Consider the following 23,640-nt stretch of genomic DNA (forward strand, 5'->3'; position numbering starts at 1 on the left):
CACGCCATCCCCCAGATATGCGCTGTCTTCGTATGCGTTGATCACGCCTTTGTGCCGCCGTCTGCTGCGGGGTCGTCTGCCGGCAGTAGGCGGCGGGACAACGCAATGTACGGGTTGCGCGCGAGCCAGTCGACGAGATCGGCATCAGTAGGCCGGCCGACTTCGTCCCGCCGCTGCTGGACCTCGGCCAGGCGGGCGTCATGTTCGCAGCGTAGGTGCGCCCGGCGGGCCACCGCATCAGGGTCGTCCGAGTCCAGCCATCGCAGCCGCTCCGCCAAAGGGCCGGAGGTCACCCGCTGCCCCGGCGGCGGCATCTGCACAAGCAACTCATGCAACCGCGGATTCACAATCGCGACGAACCGCAGCCGGTCCTGCGCGGGCACCACCCGCTCGAACAAATCCTGGAATCGTTGGTCTTCGGCTGCGCGGACTGCGGCCCGCTCAGCCGCATCCAACGCCTCGGCCATGTCACGGACAAACCGTTCAGGATCGGGCAGCCGACGCACCCGGTCCACGAAGTCGTCTGGTAGCACCACCCCGACAGTCTATGCGAACAGGTGTACGAGCGAGGCAATTCGCGTGGCTGCCCCTCCTCTCCTCGAACCGCACGGTCGGCAGGCACCACGAGCAACGGGTTGCGGCGCACCAGCAGTCGGCCCAGCCTCCTCCGTACCCGCGCTTGACCTACGGCCAATCCGCTCATGTCTCGCCGGGCGTGCCCCGGCAGGCTTCCCGCACTGCCGTGTTGCGCGCACCGCAGCATCGCAGAGGTTCTGTCGTACCCATCAGGCACGATAGTCGCTGCGGCGAGCGCCGCGCCGCGTACGAGGAGGAACACGATGAGCGTCAACCCCGCATATGGGATCGCAAGCCGGGAGGCATACGAGGCAGCCGTCGCCCGGCTACGGGAGGCGTCGAGCGCCTACTACAACGCCGAGGCTCTGCTGATGGGCGATGCCGAGTGGGACGCTCTCGCCGCCGAGGCCGCCGCAGCCGAATTGGCGCATCCCGAATGGCTGTCGCCGGACTCGCCGACGGGCAAAGTCGCGGGCGGGGTTGGCGTGGCCGGGACGATCCGGCACGAGCCTCCCATGCTCAGCCTGGACAACGTGTACGACCACGCCGAACTGGTGGCCTGGGTGACGCGGGTGGAGCGGGCGTTGGGCCACCCGGTCACGGCTGGCTACACGGTCGAGCCGAAACTCGACGGGCTGGCAGTAGCCGCCCGCTACGTCGACGGACGCCTCGACCGGCTCGCCACCCGCGGCGATGGCAGCACCGGCGAGGACGTCACCCACGCGGTCTCGCGCATCGGCGGGCTGCCCGCGCAACTGGCCGAACCCGTCACCGTCGAAGTCCGCGGCGAGGTGTTCTTTCGCGAGAGCGACTTCGAGTCGGCCAACGAGGGACGGGTCGCCTCCGGCAAGCCCGCGTTCGCCGCGCCACGCAGCGCCGCAGCGGGCTGCCTGCGCGCCGAGACGCTCAATCACGACGCGCTGCTCAGCTTCGCCGCCTACAGCGTCATGGGCATCGACGCACCGACTCATATGGAAGCCATGTCGAGGATGCGGATGCTCGGCATCACCGCGGCCGACGTCACCGCGTGCACCGACACGACCGCCGTTCTCACCCGGATCGCGGAAATCGGGACCGGCCGCGCGCTGCTCGGCTACGGCGTGGACGGGGCCGTGGTGAAGGCCAACGCCGCTGCCGACCGAGACACCGTCGGCAGCGGTTCACGCGCCCCACGGTGGGCCATCGCCTACAAGGGGCCCGAGTTCCCCGCCGATGTCGCGGTCAGCCGCCTCGTCGAGGTGCTCTGGCAGGTCGGCCGCACCGGTGTAATCACACCACGCGGACGCATCGAACCGGTCACCGTCGGCGGTGTGGAGATCGCGTACGCCACGCTGCACAACGTCGGCGACCTCACGCGCAAGGGCTTCATGCTCGGCGACAAAGTCACCATCCGGCGGGCCGGCGAAGTCATCCCGCGGATCGAGGCACCGCTGGTCGACCAACGCACGGGCGAGGAGACGCCCATCCAGGAACCCGCCGTCTGCCCACGCTGCGGTGGAGACCTGGACACGACCGAGGCCCGGTGGCGGTGCCGCCGCGGCCGGGCCTGCGGCCTGCGCGAGTCGATCCGGTATGGCGTGAGCCGGGACTGCCTCGACATCGAAGGCATGGGCGACGCCCTCGTCACCCAGCTCGTCGACCGGGGCCTCGTCGCCGATCTCGCCGACATCTTCACTCTTACCCGTGAGCAGTTGCTCGGTCTCGACCGGATGGGCGGCACCAGCGTCGACAAACTGCTCGACCAGATCGAGCGGGCCAAGTCCCAACCGCTGAGCCGCGTGTTCTGCGCGCTCGGGGTGCTGCAGACCGGCCGCTCGATGAGCCGCAGGCTCGCGAGACACTTCACCCGCATGGACGCGCTGGTCGCGGCCACCGTCGCGGACCTGGAGGCCGTCGACGGCATCGGCCCCACCCGCGCCGCGGTCATCGCCGAAGAACTCGTCGAACTTGCCCCGGTCATCGTGAAGCTGCAGACGGCCGGGGTCAACTTGGTCGAGCCGGTGACCGCCGCCTCCGCCTCCGCCGCCACCAACGACGAAGACGGCGCGACGCCCGACAACCGGCTTCCCTTCACCGGCCTGACCGTCGTGGTGTCCGGCACCGTCCCGGGGCTGTCGCGCAACGAGGCGAACGAAGCGGTCGAGCGGCTCGGCGGCTCATCCTCAGGCTCTGTGAGCAAGAAGACCAATCTGCTCATTGCCGGAGACGGCGCGGGCAGCAAGGTAGCGAAGGCCGAAAGCCTCGGTGTTCGTGTCATGTCCGCCGACGAGTTCGCAGCGCTCCTCGCCGATATCTGACACCACACGCATGAGTGGCGCCCGGAGCAACCTTCGTCCCGGGCGCCCATGCCACGAGCCAGCCATCGGGACATTGGTACGCATGGGTGGTGGCCAGCAGACTCCGGCAGGGAGCGTCGGCGCTTAGGACATCTCCCACGGGACCGAGGCATGGCGGATCGATGGTTATAGCTCAATTCAGGAGAATCTGCGACAGGTTCGAACACTCGGTAGAACGACGGCGCGGTCATCAAGGCCGACCTGCCCGCCGACCGCGACGCCGCCGGCTCGTCCAGCCGGGCGCCGCGGTGGGGCGTGGCGTTCAAGTTCCCCGCCGACACGCGCATGACCCGGCTGCTGGAGATCAAGGTGCAGATCGGCCGGACCGGCGTGATCACCCCGGTCGCGGTGCTGGAGCCGGTGCAGGTCGACGGCGTGACCGTCACGTTCGCCACGCTGCACAACTTCGACGACCTCGTCCGGCGCAACGTGCGCCCGGGCGACATGGTGTTCGTCCGCCGCGCCGGCGACGTCATCCCGGAGATCACCGGCGCCAAGCTCGACGAGCGCCCGGCGGACTCGGTGCCGTTCGAGCCACCGGCCACGTGCCCCCGCTGCGACGGCGAGATCGACCGCACCCAGAAGCGCTGGCGCTGCACCCGCGGCCGGGTCTGCGGCGCCCACGAGTCCCTGGCGTACTACGCCGCCCGCCACTCCATGGACATCGAAGGCCTCGGCGGCAAGATCATCGACATGGTCGTCGCCGCGGGCCTCGTCACCGACCCGGCGGACCTCTACGACCTCGACGTCCCGACCGTCGCCGGCCTGGACCGGATGGGCGAGGTCTCCGCGACGAAGCTCGTCGCCGCCATCGAGGCCTCCAAGAGCCAGCCGCTCGCCCGCGTGCTGACGGGCCTCGGCGTGCGCATGACGGGCCGCTCCATGTCCCGCCGCCTGGCCCGCCACTTCGGCACGATGCAGGCCCTGCTGGACGCGTCCGTCGAGGACCTGAAGCAGGTCGAGGGCGTCGGCCCGGAGCGCGCCGTGACCGTCGCCGCCGAGCTGGCCGACCTCGCCCCGGTCATCGAGAAGCTCGTCGCCCACGGCGTCAACATGACCGAGCCCGACCTGCCCGCACCGCCCGCCGCCACCACCGGCGACGACTCCGACGCCGACTCCCCGGCGGCCGGCGCCACCATCGCCCTACCGCTGCGCCGCCCCGACGGCACCCCGATGACCGTCGTCGTCACGGGCTCCGTCCCCGGCCTCACCCGCGACGAGGGCAACGAGGCCGTCGAACGCCTCGGCGGCAAGTCCTCCGGCTCCGTCTCGAAGCGCACCGACCTGGTCGTCGTCGGCGACGGCGCCGGCTCCAAGGCCGACAAGGCCGAGCAGCTCGGCATCCGCATCCTGCCAGCGGACCAGTTCGCCGCACTGCTCACAGCGTTCACCTCAGGCGACGAGCCCACCATCACCACCATCCTGTCCTGACCCACCACCATCCCCACCATCCCCACCGCCCGCCGGCCGCTGCGCCCGCGCCCCGCCAGACAACCTGGCCCGCCGAGCGCAGCGGTCCGTCGCGCGCATTCGGCCCGCCGGGCACACCGGGACGCCGCGCGCATCTGGCCCGTCGGGCGCACGGGGACACCGCGCGCTCCGGGGTGCCCCTCGCCGCGGACGCCTGTCCACCGGGCGCATCCTTTCCGGTCGCACCCTGAGAAGGCACGCACACACGGAGGTAGCAGCTGGGCCGCGCTCGCCGCAGTGGCGTACGAGCTTCAAGTCCCCCGGCCCCGGCGCCCGAATCCCAGCGCGCCCGCGGCCCGGATGCCCTGACAGCTCGGCATGACCGGAGCCCAACGCGACCCAAGGCCCGACGCGAGCGGAGCCCGGCACGACCAGAACCCGGGCCTGCCCCAAGGCCGGCGTGGCCCGAGGCCGGCACGAGCCGAGGCGGGCTTGGCAGGGCGGTGGTCGTCCCGTGTTGCCATGCTCGGGAGGGGACGTCAGGTGATCCGGGGTACCGGCACGGGTGGCCACCAAGCGGGGTGCGTGCGGCGACTCCGGAGCCACCGCCGGCCTCGCCCGCAAGCCTCACCGGGCATCGAGAGCCGGGCACCACGCTCGCAGGTCCGACACTGACGCACCGGCATGATCCAAGGACCGATCTGGCCACCAGCACGACCAGATCCGTCCTTCGATCACCAGGCTGGTCGACGGTGCGGCGTTGGACAGATCGGGAAGTGTCAGGCCATCGGGGCACCGGCCTCGGCTGCCACAATGCGGGCTGCGCGCCGCGACTCAAAAGCCACCATCGACCTCGCCCGCGAGCATCACCGGGCATCGAGAACCGGGCTCCACGCTCGCAGGTCCGACACTGACGCACCGGCATGATCCAAGGACCGATCTGGCCACCAGCACGACCGGACCCGTCCTTCGATCACCAGGCCGGTCGATGGTGCGGCGTTGGACAGGTCGGGAAGCGGCAGACGGTCGAGGTCCCAGCCTGGGTGGCCACCATGCAGGCTGCGACTGCGGTGCCACCGGAAGGCTTCGTCCGCGAGCGTCGCGGGCATCGAGGGGCGGGTGCCAGGATCGCAGGTTTGACGCTGATGGACCGGCATGATCCACGGAGCGGTCTGGCTGCCAGGACGGCCGGGGTTGGCCTTCGATCATCAGCGGTGGCGATGCGGTGGGGGCGGAGCGCGGGGCTCGTGGAGGTTGGCGGCGTGGGGTGGTTCTCATGACCGGCGCGGCAGCTGCCGTGCTGCGGAGGGCGGTGGTCCCTGCGGGATGCACCTGCCGCCACGCCGACCATCAGACCCCCGTTAGGGCGAACCTAGCGCTCCGATGGGGATTCATTCATCGGACTTGTTGGATTCCGGACAGCTGTCTCGACAGGAGGGCGCTGTCGGTATGGAAGTGATTTGCCGGAAAAAGGGGGATTGGGTTACTAGCGTGTGCATGGCTGGTCCTACTTGTGGGGGATTTCGTGCGCGGCGGGAATGTGATGGGGCTCAGGTTGCTGGTGGTCGGCGTGGTGCTCGGCGTCACCTCGGTGGTGGTCGTGGACGCCGCATCAGCCGCATCGGCCGCAGCAGCGGCGTCGGGGCGGGCGGAGGTCGCGTCGGGGCAGGCTGAAACCGTGCCGCGAGGGCGCGTCGAGTCGACGGTGCTGCGGGCCATGGTGAGCAACTACGTCGACGACACGCTTCGCTGGTGGACGTGACGGCCGGGACGGTGACCGGCACGATCTCCGGGATCGACGGGCCGGCCTGGCTGGCGGCGTCCGGCGACGGCCAGACGATGTAAGTCGCGGCGTACAACGGCGACCGGCTCTACAAGGTGAACGCCGCCACCCGGGCCAAGACGTACGCCGACGTCGGCACCACGCCGGGCATCATCGCGCTGACGCCCGACGAGTCGAAGGTGTACGTGGCCAACTTCGGCAGCGACAACGTGTCGGTGGTGGACACGGGCACGTTCACGGTGTCGACGACGATCACCGTCGGCACCGATCCGACCGGCGTCGCGGTCACGCCGGACGGCGCCAGCGCGTACGTGGCGAACAGCGGCAACAACACGGTCAGCGTCATCGACACCGCGACCAACGCCGTCACCGCCACCATCGCGCGGTGGGCATCAACCCGCTCGGCGTGGCCATCACCCCGGACGGGTCGAAGGTGCTGGTGAGCAACCGGGGCGCCGCGACGCTCTCCGTCATCGCCACCAGCACGAACACCGTGACGGCCACGGTACCGGTCGGCTCCACGCCGTACGGTGTGGCGATCTCGGCCAGCGGCACGACCGCGTACGTCGCGTGCGCCGGAGCCGGGTCGGTGAGCGTGGTGAACCTGACCACCAACACGGCGGGCGCGCCGATCACGGTCGGGGCCATGCCGGTCGGCCTGTCGTTCACGCCCGGTGGCGGCACGCTCGTCGTCACGAACGCCATGAGCGGCACGGTCAGCGTCGTGGACACCGGCACCGCCACGGTGACCTCGACGGTGCCCGTGGGCGCGCAGCCGCTGTACGTGACCGCCGCCTACATCGAGGACCAGTCGCTCGCGGTGACGACCGGTTCGCTGCCGGCCCCCACGGTCGGCACGGCGTACTCCGGCACGCCCGCGGTGACGGGCGGGACGGGGCCGTTCACGTGGGCGGTCAGCGCCGGCTCGCTGCCGGCCGGGCTGAGCCTCAACGCCAGCACCGGCGAGGTCAGCGGCACGCCGACGGCGGCGGGGCCCGCGTCGTTCACGCTGCAGGTGACCGACTCGGCCGGCACGACCGCGTCGAAGGCGTACACGTTCACGGTCGGCCAGGCCGCGCCGCCCACGCCACCGCCATCACCGGCGAACCTGGCCGTGACCGTGGCACCGCCGCCGGTCGGGGTCGTCGGCGCGCCGTACACCGCCATGATGACGGCGACCGGCGGCACCGGACCCTACACGTGGGCGGTGACCGGGGGGACGCTGCCGGCCGGGCTGACCCTGAACGCCGCCACCGGAAAGATCAGCGGCACCGCCACGACCGCCGGCACGACGACGGTCACCGTCAGGGTCACGGACACCTGCGGCCGCACCGGGGAGCGCGAGCTCTCGTTCACCGTCCGCCACCCCGCCCCGGCCGGCGCCGTCACCACCACGGGCTCGGCGTCGCTGCCCGTGACCGGCGTCGACACCATGACCCTGACGGCGCTCGGCCTGCTCCTGATCACGGCCGGCGCCTCGCTCGTGACCCCGGTCAGCAGGCCATCGAGTTCGGCAGAGCGGCGACGCCCTTGAGGGCGTGGGCGAGATCCGCGACGAAGCGGTCGACCAGCTCTCGGGTCTTGCCCGGCATGCAGACCACGTGGGCGTTGCCGCCGTCGTCGGTGGCGAGCGGCCAGCGGTCCAGGAGGGGCTGGGGCGGGCGGGGGAAGACGACGGTGAAGGCGTGCTCCTGGGCGCGCCACGCCGGCCAGCCGATCCCGCGCAGCTGCCGCTCGGTGTAGCCGGCGAGGTCCCGGGCGGCGGCGGCCCGCCCGCGCAGGCCCGGCAGGCCCCAGTGGCGCAGGAGGTACCAGAGCCACAACGGCGCGTGGCCGGACCTGGAGCCGGTGATGGTGCTGTCCGGGGCGGCGGTGTAGGTGATGCTGCCCCGTCCGGTGTGGCGGTCGGCGAGGGCGACCACGATCCCGCAGGGGAAGGGCGTGGCGAGGAACTTGTGGCCGCTGACGGCGAAGGAGTGCACGCCGTCGGCGAAGGTGAAGCCGGGCCGGGTCAGCGGGTCGCAGAGCGCCAGGGGTATGCCGGCGAGGGCCGCGTCGGCGTGGATCCAGCGCTGCGCGGGGTCGATGCCCGCGAGGGCGAGGGTCTTGTCGATCAGGGCGGCGTCGTCGACGGCCTCGGTCATGGTGGTGCCGACGGTGGCGACGACGATGGCGCCGGCACCGGGGCGGCGGCGCCGGGCGACGGCGGCGCGCAGGTCGTCGTAACGCATCTCGCCGCGGTCGTCGGCGGGGACGAGGTGCAGCCGCATGCCGAGCAGCTCGGCGTTCTTGGCGATGCTGTAGTGCGCGGCGGTGGAGGCGAACACGGCCGCGCCCGGGAGGTGCTGGCGGGCCTGCCACAGGGCCCAGAGGTTGCTCTCGGTGCTGCCGGTCGTCACGTACCCGTGGCGGTTGTCCAGCGGCGCGTCGACGAGGTCGGCGACGAACTGGACGACCTCGTGCTCGACGACCTTCGTGTGCAGCCGGTACGAGCCGCCGGCGGCGTACGGGTGCCCGACGTTGTTCAGCAGGACCCGCTCGAAGCGCGTCACGGCGGTCATGTCGGGCAGGTCGGTGGCGCCGGGGAAGCCCAGGTCGTAGTCGGAGTGCCGGGTCAGGTCGGCGTACAGCTGGTCGAGTCGCCCGCCGATGGTCGGGTCCGGGAGGCCGCTCACCTCGGCTGCGACCCGACGTCGACGATCCGCCCGAGCTCGCTCATCCAGCGCCACACGTGGTACGTGGGATCGTGCGGATCGATCTCGGAGAGCGCCGGGTTCCAGCGCCACTGCATGCTCGGCACGCCGTAGTGCGTGTTGGTGTCGTCGACGGAGCTCTCGACGGTGAGCCCGTTGAACTGCTTGCGGCCGCCGCGGTCCAGCAGCAGCCGGGTGCCGTCGATGAGGCGGGCGAAGCACCGGCCGGGCAGGTCGAACTCGTTGGCGGCCTGCCGCTGGGCGTCGGCCCAGGTGCCGTACGGGGTGTCGAGGGTGCACACGCCGATGCCGGCGAACACCGCCGTGGCCGACATCGGGTCGCACTTGTTGACCATCTGCGTCCGCGGGTCGAAGCCGGGGTCGGCCTGGTAGCCCTCGTGCGCGTGCCGGGCCAGGCCGTACAGCAGCATCGGCAGGTCGTTGGCCTCGTCGTCGGCGAGGAAGATGCGGGTCGCGGTCCGCAGCTGTTGCAGCACCGGCACGCCGCGCTCGAGGTAGAACAGGGCGACGCCGTGAGGGCTGAGCGGGTCGCGGCGGCGGCGCTCCCACACGTGGCGGGTGTGCAGGACGGAGAAGCGCCGCAGCCGGGAGACGACCTCGCCCCGGAACGCGGCGGTGACGTCGGCCTCGGGGTTGCCGTCGCCCCTGCCGCGCGGCCCCTCCGGCGGGACCGCGCGCAGGTGACGGCTGTCGGGGTCGGCGTCGTCGTGGGCGAACCGGCGGTGCGGCCGCGGGACCCGGTCGTACGTCGAGTCGCCGCCCGGCGTGAACGGGGAACCGTGCACGGACGAGGAGCCGTGCGCGGACGAGGAGCCGTGCGCGGACGAGGAGCCGTGCGCGGACGAGGACCCGGACGAAGGGCCGGACGAGAACGAGGAGCCGGAGGGGCCGTATGAGGCGGCCGGCGGAGCCACCGCCGGGTCGGTCTCAAACATCGAGGTCCTTGAGCCGGCGGTCCAGGACCCGCAGCGGGTCCGGTCTGCCGCGCCCGACGTCGGCGAGCACCGGCGCCCGGCGCGACCGCAGCATGAGCGCCCAGACCGCTCCGACGAGGACGGTGATGAGCACGGCGGCGGGGATGACGGCCTGCAGGATCGAGTCGCCGGCGATCCCCAGCAGCGAGGAGAGGTTCGTGAGCGTGACGAGCAGGATGCCGGTGCCCGCGATCACGCCCAGGCTGGGCAGCACGGTGCTGACCAGGAGGCCTTCGCGGGAGCCGCCGCCGCGCCGGTAGTACCGGATGCTGCCGGCCGAGATGAGCACCAGCATCAGCATGATCCCGATGGCGCCGGCCGCGGACAGCCAGGTGAAGAGCACGGTGATCGGGTCGGCGCCGAGGACGACGAACACGCCGACGACCACGAGCGCGCTCGCGCTCTGCAGGACCGAGCCGCCGGTCGGGGCGCCCTCGGCCTGCCCGCTGGCGCCGGTGCGGGCCAGCCACGCCGGCAGGACGCCCTCGCGGGCCATCCCGAAGGCGTAGCGGGCGAGGACGTTGTGGAAGGACAGCATCGCCACGAAGACCGAGGTGATGAGCAGCATCGTGGCGAGAAGGCTGAGGCCGCTGCCGTACCACTCGTCGAGGACGTTGAAGGGCAGGCCCGCGTCGGGGTCGGCGGCGACGGCGGCGATCCGGTCGGCGCCGACGGTCGCGGCGAGCGCCCAGGCCGACAGCCCGTAGAACAGCGGCATGAAGATGAGGGCACCGATGGTGGCGCGGGTGATGCTGCGGCTGGTGCGGACCTCCTCGCTGTAGGCGGGGGCCGTGTCGAAGCCGATGAACGCCGCGATGCCGAGCGCGAGGGCGCCACCGATGCCGGGCGCCCACAGGCCGGGGAAGCTGATCGGCTCGGTGCTGATGGACCCGCCGGCGGGGTGGGCGAACGCGGCCAGGTCGAACAGGGCGATGACGACCAGCTCGACGCAGAGCACCGACCCGACGACGAACGCGGACAGCGACACGTGCAGCAGCCCGCAGACGGCGACGGCGAGCCAGAGCACCGCGGCCCACACGACCCAGTTGCCGCCGAGCAGCTCGGCGAGGGTGGCGCCGACCAGGCCGTACAGGCTCATCTGGATGCACGAGTAGAAGACCAGCGCGAGGGCGCCGCCGATGATGCCCGCGGTCGGCCCGAAGCCGTGCGCGAGCAGGGCGTAGGCGGGGGCGGCGTGCGGCACGTTGCGGGCCATCGACACGTACCCGACGGCGAGCAGGGCGAGCGCGATGCCGAGCAGGGGGAAGGTCAGCGGGGTGGCGACCATCCCGGTCGAGGCGTAGGTGGCCACGATACCGCCGGCCAGGACCGCCATCGGGGAGCTGGCGCCGATCTGGAAGAGCCAGACGCCGCCGCCGGACATCTGCCGGCGGGTGAGCCCGTACCCGGTCATCGGCCACCGCCGAAAAGACGACGAGGTGTCGCGGACTGAGTGGAAGGACGCATCGCGGCGCGCACTCCGATTCTTCAGTTGGCTGTGCGTGATCAGGACCGCTGCGCAGTGTATAGGCGGAAGTTACTCGGTGGCGCCCTGGCGAATCTCATGCATTCCCATGGGTCGTTAGGTCCCGAACCCCCGGGAACAGGCATTGGAGCACTCTGTGACCGGTGTGAGCCGCCCCACGTGGCCGGAGAATTTACCGCCTGGTGCCGCGCCCGTAACGTTCGGCTCCGCATGACGACGCCCCGCCGGATCCTGGGGACCCAGGATCCGGCGGGGCCGGGCGCGACAGACCGGTCAGGTCAGCCGCAGGTAGTCGACGTTGAACCCGCCGGTCTCGCAGAACAGCGTCAGCTGCTGGTCGCCGGCGGTGGCGACGGTGACCGGGACGTGGACGGACTGGTAGGCGCCCCACCCGCCGGTGTCCGGCACGGACACCGTGGCCAGGACCGCGCCGGTCGCGTCGCGCAGCGAGATCGCGCCGGGCAGCGGGCCGCCGGTGCCGGTCGCGACGCGCAGCTCCACGTCGTAGGTGCCGGCGGCGACGTCGAGGCGGTAGGCGAGCCAGTTGCCGGCGGCGGTCCACCCGACGTTCTTCCCGCCGCTGGCGGCGGGGTTGGACTCGATGAAGTTCGGGCCGCCGTCGGTCCAGCCGTGCTGCGCCACGTAGGCCTCGGCCTCGACCTTCTCCCCCACGGGCGCGCCGTGCGGCCGGACGGTGACGTGGACCGTGCGCGAGGCGGCGGCGCGGCCGTCGGTGGCGGTGACCGTGAGGTCGAAGGCGCCGGCGACGGTCGGGTGCAGCGAGACGGCGCCGGTGGCCGCGTCGACGGTCACGCCGTCGGGCAGGTCCGTGGCGTAGTAGGACAGGGCGTCGCGGTCGGCGTCGGTGGCCTGCAGCCGCAGCGTCGTGGTGGCGTACTGGTCGACCACGACCGGGCCCGGGTCGCGCAGGACGGGGGCGTGGTTGCGGCCGCGGGGCAGGTCCGCGTCCCAGCGGAACGTGGCGTAGGAGTGCGCCGGCACGGTGGCGACGAACGACTTCCCGGCGAGCACGACCCGCACGGTGCGGTCGGTGTCGAGCGCGTTGCCGACGACCGCGACGTAGCCGTCGTGCCGGTCACGGAAGACGACGTTGCCGATCCCGCCCGCGGTGCCGCTGGAGGCGACCCGGACGTGCGAGGGCGTCAGGTACCGGCTGAACTGCCCGAGCTGGTAGAGCTCGTCGCGGACGGTGAACGTGCGGGAAGCGGTGTCCACCTTGACGAGCCGGTCCGGCCACTTGGTGGTGCGGGCGACCTCGTCCCAGTCGACGTTGTTGTCGCGGGCCGGGGTCCAGTGCAGGGTGCCGCCGTCCTGGTCGGTCGCCTGCGCCCACATGACGTAGGAGGACGCGTCGAGGCGGAAGTCGGCGAGGACCGTGGCCGGGGACAGGTCACTGGTCTCGGTGAGGTGCACGGGCTTGCCGGTCTGCTCGTAGGCGTCCCGCATGACGGTGGGGTCGCCCCAGTACGGGTGGAACGCGATCGCGTCGGCGGCCCGTGCGGCGGCCGGGTCGTCGAGCACCCGGTGGTAGTTCTTCGTGGCGGTGCTGTTCGGGTCGCGCCAGTCCCAGAAGTTGAAGTCGTGGATGTAGAGGTCGACGTCGAGGCGGGCCTTGCGCAGCTCGCGGTCGATCGCCACGGACAGCTTCTGCTGCTGCTCGACGCTGATGTCCATGGCCGGGTAGACGACGTCCATGCCGGGCTCGTTGAGCAGCGTCAGCGCGTCGACGCGGATGCCGAGCCGGGCGTACGCCTGGACGTACTTGACGTAGTAGCGGGCGAACACGTCGATGCGGTCGTCGCGGAGCTTGCCGACCTGGTAGTACTCGCTGGTGCTGCCGGGCTTGAGGGCGACCTCGCCGAGGAACTTGTTGTTGGTCTTCATCCACGCCGGGGCGCTCCACGCGGAGGCGAGGAACGTCGCCTGCGGGTTGTACTTCTGGATCAGCTTGATCGTGTCGACGATGTGCAGGTCGATGTCACGCTGGATGGAGAAGTACCGCAGGTCGGGGTCCTCGGTGACGCCGGCGGGCAGGTCGTCGTAGGACCAGAACGGCAGGTGCTCGATGAGGTCGGGGCTGCCGATGGTGAGCCGGAAGCGGTCCAGGCCGGCGCCGGTGCGCGGGTCGACGAGCAGCCGGACGGCGCGCTCGCGCTCGGCGGGGGTGAGCTTCCACAGGTTCGACACGGAGGTCTCGTCGATCGAGAAGCCGATGCCGGTGTACGACTGGCGCGTCCGGCTCGGGTCGACGACGACGGTCGCGTCGGCCTGGATGCTGGCCCCAGCGCCGACCCGGGCGTCCGGCAGCGGCTGCCAGTGCGCGGCGCCGGTCGAGTAGGTGCCCGTGACCAGGGCGCCGGGCCGGGCGTTCGCCGCCGCCGGGGCGGCTGCGGCACCCAGGGCGCCGGCGGTGACCAGCGCGACGGCAGCCACGGAGATGGATCGCCTCACGGCGCCTCCTTCTACGGATGGTGGAGGCGCGCGGAATCCATCGACGCCTGTAACACGAAGGAAACACGCCGCCGCAGCAGCGTGTCAACCTTTTTTCAGGATTCGATGGAAGTTTCTATGAAACACGCGTCAGAATGACACCGGCCCGGTCGAGCCACGCACCACGAGGTCGGTTGCCAGCTCCACGTGCAGCGCGTCGAGCTCGTGCCCGGCGAGCATCCGGCCGAGCAGGCTGACCGCCATCCGCCCCATCTCGCCGAGCGGCTGGCGGACCGTGGTGAGCGCCGGGTGCGTGGCCCGGGCGAGCTCGATGTCGTCGAAGCCGGCGACCGACAGGTCGTGCGGCACGCGCAGGCCCCGGTCGGCGGCGGCGTGCAGCGCCCCGACGGCCATCTTGTCGTTGAACGCGACGATCGCCGTCGGCCGCTCCGGCAGGTCGAGCAGCTCACCGGCGGCGCGGTACCCCTCCTCCACCGTCGGGTCGGACACGGCGCGCACCAGGTCGGGCGAGGGCAGCACGCCGGCGCCGACGAGCGGCGCGAGCCAGCCGGCGAGCCGGTCGCTGCTGGCCATCCAGCCCGGGCGGCCGCCGAGGATGCCGACGTGGCGGTGCCCGAGCTCCGTCAGGTGCGTCACGAGCCGCCGGGCGCCGGCGAAGTTGGCCGCCGACACGGCCGCGATGTCGCGCGGCGGCGACGTGCGCGGATCCACGACCACGAACGGGAAGCCCTGGTCGCGCAGCCGCTCCAGGTCCTCCTCCGGCTCCGACGGCAGGATGAGCAGCGCGCCCGCGACCTGCGGCCAGCCGGTCAGCGTCTTGAGCACCTCGGTGCGCTTCCACGACGACTCGCCGGCGTCGACGATCGCGTGCATGCCGTGCACGTCGAGCGCCTCCGCGATGGCGGACACGATCAGCCCGAAGTAGTCCGTCAGCACGTACGGGCAGCGCACATAGACGCCGTTGTCCGCCTTCTCCGCGCCCGACCCGCGCCGCCTTGGCGCCTGCCGGCCGAGGCCGCCCATCGCCTCGAGGACCCGGTCCCGGGTGCCGGGCGCGACGTTGGCACGGCCGTTGAGCACCCGCGACACCGTCGCGATGGACAGGCCGGTCTGCTGAGCGACGTCGCGGATGGTGACGCGCTGCCGCTGCTCTGTTTCACCCGCTTGTTTCATCACCGGCCAGCATATCGGCTGGCCCGCCTGATACGTCGGTGTGGCGACATCCGCTCTGTGTCCTTGTCCGCACCGCCGCGAGCCATTGAGATACGCACCTCTGGGGCCGGGCAGTCTCGCCCGGCCCCAGAGGGATCTGACTACTCGGTGCGTAGTGCCGTGGCGGTCCGGGTCTTGGCGGCCCAGCCCGCCGGCAGGAGGGCGCCGGCGGCGGCGATGACGAGGCCGCCGAACACCAGGGGCAGGACCAGCAGCGGGGCGTACACCTCGATGTACGACGACGGGATGCCGGTGTTCGCGGCGCGACCCATCGCCGGCAGGACCGCGTGGTGGAGCACGATGCCGAGCGGGACCCCGATCGCGCCGGCGAGCAGGCCGGTGCCGGTGACCGAGGTGAGGACCATCGTGACCGTCTGCCGCGGCGACATGCCGAGGGCCTTGAACACGCCGAGGTCGTGCACGCGTTCGCGGGTGTCGAGCACGACCGTGTTGAGCACGCCCATCCCGGCGACGACGACGAGCATCAGGGTGAGCGTCGCGGCGAGCGTGTCCATGGCGACGACGGTCTCGCTGATCTCCCCGACGTTGACGTCGGCGCCGCCGCCGAGCGGCTCCAGGACCTTGTTCAGCGCGTCCACATAGGACTTGGCGGTGGCGCCCGGGTCGAGGTCGATGTGGAACTCGACCGACTCCGGCTCGACGACGGTGCCGAGGGCGGTGAGAGTGGCCGCGTCGGTGACCACGCCCCGGCCGTCGTCGCTCAGGTCGAGCGACTCCCCCACGATCCGGACCTTGAGCGAGCGCCCGGCGTCGGTCAGCGTGGCCGTGTCGCCGACCTTGAGCCCGGTGGCGCGCAGGAACGCGGTCGGCACCACGATCTGGCCCGGCCCGTCGAACCACTTCCCGGAGATCATCTTGTACGCGCCCCAGGAGGAGTCCCCGGTGAAGGCGACGACGTCGGCGGGGGTGGTGAGGCCGGAGACCCCGACCTCGGCATGCCCCGTGGTGAACCACCGGCGGGTGCCGGGCTGCGCGTCGATCGCGGCCCGCACCTTCCCGAGGGCGGCGACGGCCTCGGCGCCCGTCGGCGGGCCGCCCTTGCCGTTCTGCCCCTGACCGGCCGGCTGGCCCGCGCTCACCGGGGCGCTGGGGCCTCCCGGACCACCCGGCCCGCCCGGCTGGCCCGGTGCCGGCGGGCCGGCGGGGCCGCCGGGGCCGGGGCCGAACGTGAACGCGTGGGCGACGACGGCGCCGGCGGTGCGGCGGTTGAGACCCTCCTGGATGCCGGCGAGGGACGTGGCGAGGCCGACCCCGAACGTCACCCCGAGCGCGCCCAGGGCGACCGCCGCCACGATCGTCGCGGAGCGGGACGGGCTGGTGAACGGGTTCGCCAGCCCCAGGCTCACCGGCCGGGGCAGCGGCAGGCGGCCCAGCAGCCGCCGTGCCGTCCGCCCGCGCCCGCTGGCCGGGGTGCGTCCGACGGCCAGGGCGGTGACGGTGCGCAGCCGGCCGGCCCGCAGCGCCGGCACGAACGCGGTCAGCACGACCGCGGCGAGCGCGACGAGCGGCACGACCACGCTCACCCACGGCGCGACCGTCATCGAGGCGGTGCCGAACGCGTCGCTCTCGTCCGCCAGGACCGGCACCGCGGCGAGGTTGCCCAGCAGCACGCCGAGCGCGGCGCCGACGGTGGCCGGGATCAGCGCCTGGCCGATGTACGCGCGGGTGACCTGGGCGGGGGTGAAGCCGACGGCCTTCAGGATGCCGATGCGGCGGGTCGCGGCGCCGACCGAACCGCTCACGACGACGCCGATGATGAGCACCGACATGCACAGCCCGAGCACCCCGAACGCGACCACGAACGGCACGAACGTCGCCGCCCGGCGCTCCGCGTCGCGTTTCACCGTGAGGTACGACGCGGCGCCCGTCATCGCGTCGGCGGGCACCGCGCCGGCGACGGCGGCCCGGTGCGCGGTGAGCTGCGCGCCGGTGGTGGCGTCGGCGAAGCGGTACAACATCTGGAAACCGCCCTTGACGTCGCCGCTGAGCAGCGCCGTCAGCTGGTCGGGGGTCGTCCACGCCTCGGCGCTGGTCCCGACCGACCTGGCGAGGCCCACGACGGTGAGCGTGGGGCTGCCCGGCGAATCGGTGAACGTGAGCCGGTCGCCGACCTCCAGCGGCGACCGGCCGGCCGCCCACACGATCTCCCCGGCGGCGGTGGCCCACCGGCCGGCGGTCAGGTCGAGCCGGTCGACGGGCCCGCCGGGGTCGGCGCGGCCGGCGAGGATCGCGGGCGGCAGCTGGAGCCCCGGCGGGATGCGGCTGCCGCTGACCGTCGTCGGGCGCAGCGACACGGTCCTGAACGGGCCGGCGGACGCGGTCGCACCGGCCGCCTTCGCGGTGGCGGCGACGGTGTCCGCGGTGACGGCGCCCGCGTCGAACGTGGCCGTCAGGTGGGCGCCCTGCTGCTTGGCGAAGCCCCGGTCGAAGGGCGCGCGGGAAGCGTCGAGGAGGCCTGCTGCCAGTACCGACGCGGAAACGGCGAGCATGGTCGTCAACGCCATCACGACCGACTGGACCCTCCGCCGCCCGCCGGCACGCACGACACTGCCGACGCCGCTCACCGGGGACCGCCCGCGCCGACGCCGTGCTTGACGTCGCGGCTGAGGCGGCCGTCGACGAGCTCCACGGTCCTCGTGGCGCACTCGTGGGCGAGGGTCACGTCGTGGGTGACGAGGACGACGGTCTGCCCGTCGCGGTGCAGGGCGGTCAGCAGGTCGCGGACCTCGCGGCCGGACGCCGTGTCCAGGGCGCCGGTCGGCTCGTCGGCGAGGAGCAGCGACGGGCGGTTCATGAGGGCGCGCGCGACGGCGACCCGCTGCCGCTCACCGCCGGAGAGCCGACCCGGGAACGCCTTCGCGTGCCGCCGCACCCCCAGCTTCTCCAGCAGCTCGCCGGCCCTCGCGGTGGCCTCGCCCCTCGGTACACCGGCCAGCTGCGCGGGCAGCAGGACGTTGTCGTGCACGGTCAGGTCGTCGACGAGGTTGAAGAACTGGAAGACCATGCCGATGCGGGCGCGGCGGTACTTCGCGGACGCGGCCTCGCCGAGCCCGTCGACCCGCACGCCGTCGACGGTGACGCTGCCCGACGTGGGCCGGTCCAGCCCGGCGATCAGGTTGAGCAGCGTGGACTTGCCGCTGCCGGACGCGCCCAGCACGGCGACGGCCTCACCGGCGTCGATCCGCAGCGTCAGGCCGGCGAGGGCGGGTGGGCCGTCGTCGTACCGTTTGCTCACGTCGCTGATCTGGATGAGTGGCGCGCTCACGGTGTACCTCCGCGGTCGTCTCGTGTGGATGCTCCGACCGTAGGAAGCGGGCCGCCTCCGGCACGTCGGCCACGGTGACGGTCTCCGGCGGGTGCGTCATCCTTTTGGACTACACCGCGCGGCGGCGTGTGGTCTTTGAAGCCGATGCCAGGCGGCGGGGCGCTTGGCAGACTTGGGCCGTGGACATCGGGTTCGTGCGGCAGCAGCTACGGGCGATCGGCGCCGAGCTGTGGCGCGTGAGCGGCCCGATGCCGAAGCTGAGCAGGTGGGCGTGGGCCGCCGACGCCGTCCTCGCGCTCGTGCTCACGCTGGTCACGGTCAGCAGCACGTCGCAGCCCGGCGACGCGCCCGCGCCGGACTTCGTCTTCGACGGCGACCGGCACATGCGGGTGCCCGACCTTCGCCTGCCACCGGTCCCTGAGCCGCCGGACCCCGACCCGGGCCCGCACTTCGTGCCCGACGACCCGTCCACCGGGCAGTATGTCCTGGCCGCGCTCCTGGCGCTGCCGCTGGTGACCCGCCGCAGGTTCCCGGTCGCCTCGCTGTGGGTCATCGTCGTGGCCGCGCTGCTGTTGCGCGCGGAGCCCGGGTTCGACCCGACGCCGGCGCTGGTGTGCTTCGTCATCGCCGCCTACAGTGCCGCGCTCTACAGCCGCCACCGGGCCCTCGCGATCGGCAGCGTCATCGTGGCCACCGTGGCCCTGCTCGCCAGCGGCCGGGGCGACGCGGAGACGGAGGCGGGGCCGGGGCTGGCGGTGTTCCTGCTGCTGTGCGCGGTCAGCCTCACCGCCAACGCGATCCACGTCTGGAAGCAGCGGGCCCTGGCACTGCAGCGGGAGCAGGCGACCGCGACGAGCCTCGCCGTCCAGCAGGAGCGCGCCCGGCTCGCCGGCGAGCTGCACGACGTGGTCAGCCACAGCGTCAGCATGATGGTCGTCCAGGCCGGCGCCGCCCGCACCGTCCTGGACACCGAGCCCGACCTGGCCCGCGAGGCCCTGCTGGCGGTCGAGTCGAGCGGCCGCGCCGCGATGGTCGAGCTGCGCCACGTCATGGGCCTGCTCACGATGGACGGCGACGGCCCCGACCTCGCCCCGACGCCGGGCCTCGACCAGCTCGACGTCCTCGCCGACCGCGTCCGCCGCACCGGCGTCCCCGTCGAGGTCGTCCAGACCGGCACGCGGGTGCCGCTGCCCGCGGGGGTGGAGCTGGCGGCGTACCGGGTGGTGCAGGAAGCCTTGACCAACGCGGTCAAGCACGCCGTGGGCGCCTCGGTGACTGTCACCGTCGACCACACCACCGACACCCTGCACGTCGACGTCACCGACACCGGCGGCGCCGCCGACACCTCCGCCGACCCTGGCAGCGGCCGCGGCCTGGCCGGCCTCCGCGACCGCCTGACCGTCCACGAAGGCACCCTGTCCGCAGGCCCCACCCCTACCGGCGGCTTCCGCGTCCACGCCACCATCCCGATCCCCGCCCCATGACCCGCCCACCTCACCACCCGGCACATGCATCCCTGAGCCCGCCGCCCTTCCCCGCCGGCGCGGCGCTACTGACCAGCCATGCAGTCACGGGCGACGCCTTCCTCCCCGGCCACCCACCGGGAGACCGCGATGCTGCGCTACCCGAAGCGGCTCTCCGACCTGGACTGACCGCCACCCACACGTCCCCCGCACCTGCAGACCGCCCGACGCCGCCCCATCCTCAACCGCCCGGAAGCTGTGCCATCCCCTGCCGACTCGCAGTCCCCGACTACCCGGGCTGCACGCCATCCCCAATCACCCCGGACGCTGCGTCAACCCCTGCCAATACACCGTCCCCCAACCACCCGGGCTGCACGCCGTCTCCAACACCGCGCCGCCCCAGCGCCGGCACCGCGCCGCCCCCCGCCTGCGCGGACGCTGCGCCTGCACCATCAGCACGAGCACGGCGTCGTCCTCCACAACGCAGACAGCCCACCGTCCCAACCCGCCTCTGCGCCATCTCCCAACCACCCAGCCGCCGCGCCGTCCCAACACCACACCGGCCAGGCAGCACCGACCTCCACAACGCAGACAACGCACCATCTCCAACCCGACTCCTGCTCCCTCCCCTGCCAACACACCGTCCCCCACTTCCCGGACGCTGCACCGCCCCCTGCAAACGCGCCATTCCCGAGCAGCGCAATCCGCGCGACGTCCCGCAGCAACCCGGGCAGAGCGCCGTCTCCAGCAACACGGACATCACGCCATCCCCTGCGCCGTTCCCCGGCAACGCAGACAGTGCACCGTCCCGCACCGACGCGCCGTCCGTGCCGACACCGCGTCGATCCCCAGGGCAGAGAGCACCCGTCCCCTCAGCGCCGCCCTCAGCAGCGCGGCACCTGCCCCGTCCCTGCGAACGTGCCATCCCGCAACGCAAACACCGCGCCGTTCCCCAGCAGCACCGGCAGGACCGCGACCAGCAACAGCATGCCGTCCGCCGCCACCACCCCAGCAATGCGGGTACAAACCCCGTTCGCCGACATGGCGGGCGCGGCGGCGGGGTCGGTGCGACCTTGTCCGTGGTGGTTGTGGTGAGTTGGCGATGTCGCAGTCCCCGAGGTGCGCCGGCGATCTGGGCGACTGCTGCCGGGCCTCGCCCATCGTTGAACGCTGGCACCCCGCCATGATCGAAGGATGGATCCGGCCACGCCCGCGGCCAGGGCTGTCCTTCGATCTTGGCTGCGGCGCGAAGTGCAGTGTCCGGGCGGCATCGTCTGGAGGAGGGGCGTCCAGGGCGGTGGGCGGGCGCGGTGCATCCTGGTCCGGAGTGTGGTGGAGGGAGGTTTCGTGAGCGAGCCGTTGCGGGTGGTCGTCGCCGACGATCAGGCGTTGGTGCGGACCGGGTTCCGGATGATTCTCACGGCGAGTGGGATCGAGGTGGTCGCGGACGCGGCCGACGGCGCCGAGGCGGTCGACGCGGTCCGGCGCACCCGGCCCGACGTGGTGCTCATGGACGTGCGGATGCCGCGCATGGACGGTCTCGAGGCGACCCGCAGGATTCTCGGCGGGCCTGTCACGGGGGCCGCGCCGCGGGTCATCATCCTGACGACGTTCGACCTCGACCAGTACGTCTACGCGGCGCTGTCGGCGGGGGCCAGCGGGTTCCTGCTCAAGGATGTCAGCCCCGAGCACCTCGTCGGCGCGGTGCGGCTGATCCGGGCCGGTGACGCGCTGCTGGCACCGTCGATCACGCGGCGGCTCATCGAGCGGTACGCGACCCGGGACGCCCGCACCGCCACGCTCCATCGTGACCTGTCGGGGCTGACGCCGCGCGAGGTGGAGGTGCTGCGGCTGCTCGCCAGGGGGCTCAGCAACGCGGAGCTGGCGGCGCAACTGCAGCTCAGCGACGCCACGGTCAAGACGCACATCGCCAGGATCCTGTCGAAGCTGCAGCTGCGCGACCGCGCCCAGGCGATCGTCGCCGCGTACGAGACCGGGCTGGTCACCCCCGGCTCGGGCGCCCCGTGAGCACGGCCGGCGGAGCGGCTCAGCGGGTCGTCGGGACCTCGGCGCGGAAGGAGGTGGCGTCCAGGTCGTAACGCTCCAGGAAGTCGGCCACGGCTTCGACCACGACGCGTTCGACGATCTTCACGTACTTCGTCGCCTCCAGGGCGGGCAGGGCGGCGGTGGGGTCGCCGACGAGGTCGCGGATGCCGAGGCGGGCGCTGTGGTCGTGCCAGCCGCCGGGGTCGGGCCGGCGCGCCAGCACTCGCAGCCGGTGGGCCGCCGTGCGGGTCAGTCGCCACGGCGCGGCCGTCAGCTGTGTCAGCAGCTCCAGGTGTACGACCGGCGCCGGCACGAAGCACGCGGTGCGTACCGGTGGCAGGACGTGGGCGGAGAGCTCGACGTACACCACCGAGGCCTCGATGGACGTGTGCACGAACACGGACACGTGCCCGTCGCCGTCGTCCGGCGGCACGACCGGCCGGCCCTCGGCGGTGGTGACGGCCCTGGCGCGCGGCACGATCACGACCCGGTCGTAGTGGCGCAGGCCCTCCTGCGGGGCCCGGACGACCGCGTCGACGGCCTCCCGGGACGCGAGCGGCAGCGGGACGCCGTCTTCGAGCAGCGGGTCGCCGCCGCCACGGACCCCGTCCGCGGCCAGGTACGACGTCACCGTCAGCCCAGGCACCCCGTGATGCCCGGTGCCGTCGCCGAGGCCCTGCAGCGCCTGACCGACGTGCCGGCGCAGCAGGACGGGGTCGAGGGTCGCGGGGCTGCGGGGGCGGTAGCCGCCGGAGTCGATCGCGCGCAGCGCCACCGCGACCGACCACGCCCGCACCCGCGGCCCGGCACCGACGAACGGGTCGCCCCGGCTGAACGCGACGTTGCCCCGCTGCGCGGCCGCGACGACCGCGACCCGGCGGGCGGTCGAGGCCCGCACCGGGGCCGGGTGGGTCCCGGCGGTGAGGGTCGTGGCGGTCCACCACAGGTGTGCGAGGTGCCCGGCGACGGCGCACCCGGCCAGGACCGCGAGCGCCGCCCACACCCGTCCCCCGGGCGCCGCGCCGACGGCGGCGACGACCCGGTCGAGCTCACCGCCCGGCGCCGCGGCGGTCGAGCCGGCCACCGTCAGCACCGCGCCGACGACCGTGACGAGACCGAAGACCAGCGCGGCGGCCAGCAGCGCCCGCCCGGCGGGCGGCGCCCCTCGCACCGCCTTCGACCGGCACAGCCCCACGACGGCACCGAGGAGCAGGACCGCGACGGTGGTGCGCGGCGCGAGGATCAGCGCGCCGACCACCGCCACGGTGAGGAACGTGTCCCTGACCGTGCCCAGCAGCCTGGCCCGCAGCGCGTGGCACAGCACCGGTTCCAGGTCCAGGCCGACCGACGGCGCCACGGCCCGCCGCGGATCGTCCGTGAGCTCGGCGACGACCCGCTCTGCGAGGCCTGAGTCGAGGTGTACCGCCGCGCACAGCCGCCGGGTCGTCGTCGACGGCGAGCGCCGCGCCGGACTCGCGTCGGGCATGGCGAACAGCGGCGGTGGCCAGGCGGCCTCGCGCTTCGTCTGCCGTGGCGGCAACGCGGACGCGACGTCCGCGTCGGGCGGCTCCGCGGGCGATCCACCCCGCGCCGGCCACCGCGACCCCGTAGAAGCCGCGTCACCGGGCGTGACATCCGGCACCGCCCCCTGCCCGGACCACCGCGAGCCCGCGGACGCGACGTCCGGCGACGCACCCTGCCCCGGCCACCGCGATCCGGCCGGCGCGACGTCGGACGACGCACCCCGGCCCCGCCGCAGCAACCGCCCACGACGCGCCGGCTCACCATCCGGAGCACCCGGCTGATCCGTCACCGACCCGCCGCGACCCCGCCCCGCCGAGTCGCCGGGCTGACCGGGCGAGTCGGCCCGGCCACGCCACGG

The 23,640-nt window shown here is 73.0% G+C and carries 16 protein-coding genes; 7 read left to right on the top strand and 9 right to left on the bottom strand.

All coding sequences use genetic code 11. From position 1 onward, the window contains the following. Positions 1 to 41: 41 nt before the first annotated feature. Positions 42 to 536 (bottom strand): hypothetical protein, encoded by a 495-nt coding sequence (locus tag ACQEVZ_RS51560; protein WP_433382804.1) that lies wholly within the window; start codon positions 534 to 536, stop codon positions 42 to 44. 303 nt (positions 537 to 839) lie between these two features. Here ACQEVZ_RS51560 and ligA (ACQEVZ_RS51565) point away from each other — a divergent pair, with 303 nt between their 5' ends. The 5 genes from ligA (ACQEVZ_RS51565) (at position 840) to ACQEVZ_RS51585 (ending at position 7,639) form a co-directional block, all read left to right on the top strand. Next, positions 840 to 2,873, top strand: a complete 2,034-nt coding sequence (gene ligA, locus ACQEVZ_RS51565; RefSeq protein WP_433382807.1) for an NAD-dependent DNA ligase LigA — start codon at positions 840 to 842, stop codon at positions 2,871 to 2,873. A 228-nt stretch (positions 2,874 to 3,101) separates the two neighbouring features. Beyond that, entirely contained in the window at positions 3,102 to 4,343 is a 1,242-nt protein-coding gene (gene ligA, locus ACQEVZ_RS51570; protein ID WP_433386146.1) for an NAD-dependent DNA ligase LigA, read from the top strand. A 1,522-nt stretch (positions 4,344 to 5,865) separates the two neighbouring features. Continuing rightward, the gene (locus ACQEVZ_RS51575) at positions 5,866 to 6,084 is read left to right on the top strand and encodes a hypothetical protein (RefSeq protein ID WP_433382810.1); all 219 of its coding nucleotides are present in this window, start codon (positions 5,866 to 5,868) and stop codon (positions 6,082 to 6,084) included. A 116-nt stretch (positions 6,085 to 6,200) separates the two neighbouring features. Next, positions 6,201 to 6,548: a YncE family protein gene (locus ACQEVZ_RS51580; RefSeq protein ID WP_433382813.1), complete on the top strand. Its 348-nt coding sequence runs from the start codon at positions 6,201 to 6,203 to the stop codon at positions 6,546 to 6,548. Further along, positions 6,491 to 7,639: a putative Ig domain-containing protein gene (locus ACQEVZ_RS51585; RefSeq protein ID WP_433382816.1), complete on the top strand. Its 1,149-nt coding sequence runs from the start codon at positions 6,491 to 6,493 to the stop codon at positions 7,637 to 7,639. Before ACQEVZ_RS51580 ends, ACQEVZ_RS51585 begins: the two co-directional genes overlap by 58 nt. On the opposite strand, the gene ACQEVZ_RS51590 is transcribed toward ACQEVZ_RS51585, so the two are convergent. The 7 genes from ACQEVZ_RS51590 to ACQEVZ_RS51620 form a co-directional block, all read right to left on the bottom strand. Next, positions 7,599 to 8,780 carry a histidine decarboxylase gene (locus ACQEVZ_RS51590; RefSeq protein ID WP_433382819.1) on the bottom strand — a complete coding sequence of 394 codons (1,182 nt, stop codon included), beginning with the start codon at positions 8,778 to 8,780 and terminating at the stop codon, positions 7,599 to 7,601. The two genes, ACQEVZ_RS51585 and ACQEVZ_RS51590, sit on opposite strands and share 41 nt — an antisense overlap. Continuing rightward, positions 8,777 to 9,754: a hypothetical protein gene (locus ACQEVZ_RS51595; protein ID WP_433382822.1), complete on the bottom strand. Its 978-nt coding sequence runs from the start codon at positions 9,752 to 9,754 to the stop codon at positions 8,777 to 8,779. The genes ACQEVZ_RS51590 and ACQEVZ_RS51595 overlap by 4 nt, the downstream gene beginning before the upstream one ends. Next, positions 9,747 to 11,207, bottom strand: coding sequence for an APC family permease (locus ACQEVZ_RS51600; RefSeq protein WP_344498912.1), 1,461 nt, complete (start codon positions 11,205 to 11,207; stop codon positions 9,747 to 9,749). Before ACQEVZ_RS51600 ends, ACQEVZ_RS51595 begins: the two co-directional genes overlap by 8 nt. A 345-nt stretch (positions 11,208 to 11,552) precedes the next feature. Further along, complete coding sequence (locus tag ACQEVZ_RS51605; protein ID WP_433382826.1) at positions 11,553 to 13,751, bottom strand: carbohydrate-binding protein; 2,199 nt, start codon at positions 13,749 to 13,751, stop codon at positions 11,553 to 11,555. A 129-nt stretch (positions 13,752 to 13,880) separates the two neighbouring features. After that, positions 13,881 to 14,924 (bottom strand): LacI family DNA-binding transcriptional regulator, encoded by a 1,044-nt coding sequence (locus ACQEVZ_RS51610; protein ID WP_433382829.1) that lies wholly within the window; start codon positions 14,922 to 14,924, stop codon positions 13,881 to 13,883. A gap of 140 nt (positions 14,925 to 15,064) precedes the next feature. Beyond that, on the bottom strand, positions 15,065 to 17,488 hold the full coding sequence (locus tag ACQEVZ_RS51615) for an ABC transporter permease (protein ID WP_433382832.1): 2,424 nt from the start codon (positions 17,486 to 17,488) through the stop codon (positions 15,065 to 15,067). A gap of 56 nt (positions 17,489 to 17,544) precedes the next feature. Next, positions 17,545 to 18,249, bottom strand: a complete 705-nt coding sequence (locus ACQEVZ_RS51620) for an ABC transporter ATP-binding protein (RefSeq protein ID WP_433382835.1) — start codon at positions 18,247 to 18,249, stop codon at positions 17,545 to 17,547. A 179-nt stretch (positions 18,250 to 18,428) separates the two neighbouring features. Between ACQEVZ_RS51620 and ACQEVZ_RS51625 the strand changes: the two genes are divergently transcribed. Continuing rightward, entirely contained in the window at positions 18,429 to 19,733 is a 1,305-nt protein-coding gene (locus ACQEVZ_RS51625) for a sensor histidine kinase (protein ID WP_433382838.1), read from the top strand. 1,326 nt (positions 19,734 to 21,059) lie between these two features. Continuing rightward, the gene (locus ACQEVZ_RS51630) at positions 21,060 to 21,740 is read left to right on the top strand and encodes a response regulator (RefSeq protein ID WP_433382841.1); all 681 of its coding nucleotides are present in this window, start codon (positions 21,060 to 21,062) and stop codon (positions 21,738 to 21,740) included. Between the two features lie 19 nt (positions 21,741 to 21,759). Here ACQEVZ_RS51630 and ACQEVZ_RS51635 read toward each other — a convergent pair whose 3' ends face one another. Continuing rightward, the gene (locus ACQEVZ_RS51635; protein ID WP_433382844.1) at positions 21,760 to 23,400 is read right to left on the bottom strand and encodes a hypothetical protein; all 1,641 of its coding nucleotides are present in this window, start codon (positions 23,398 to 23,400) and stop codon (positions 21,760 to 21,762) included. Positions 23,401 to 23,640: the final 240 nt, after the last annotated feature.

The organism is Dactylosporangium sp. CA-152071, assembly GCF_050936335.1.
GTDB lineage: Bacteria > Actinomycetota > Actinomycetes > Mycobacteriales > Micromonosporaceae > Dactylosporangium > Dactylosporangium maewongense.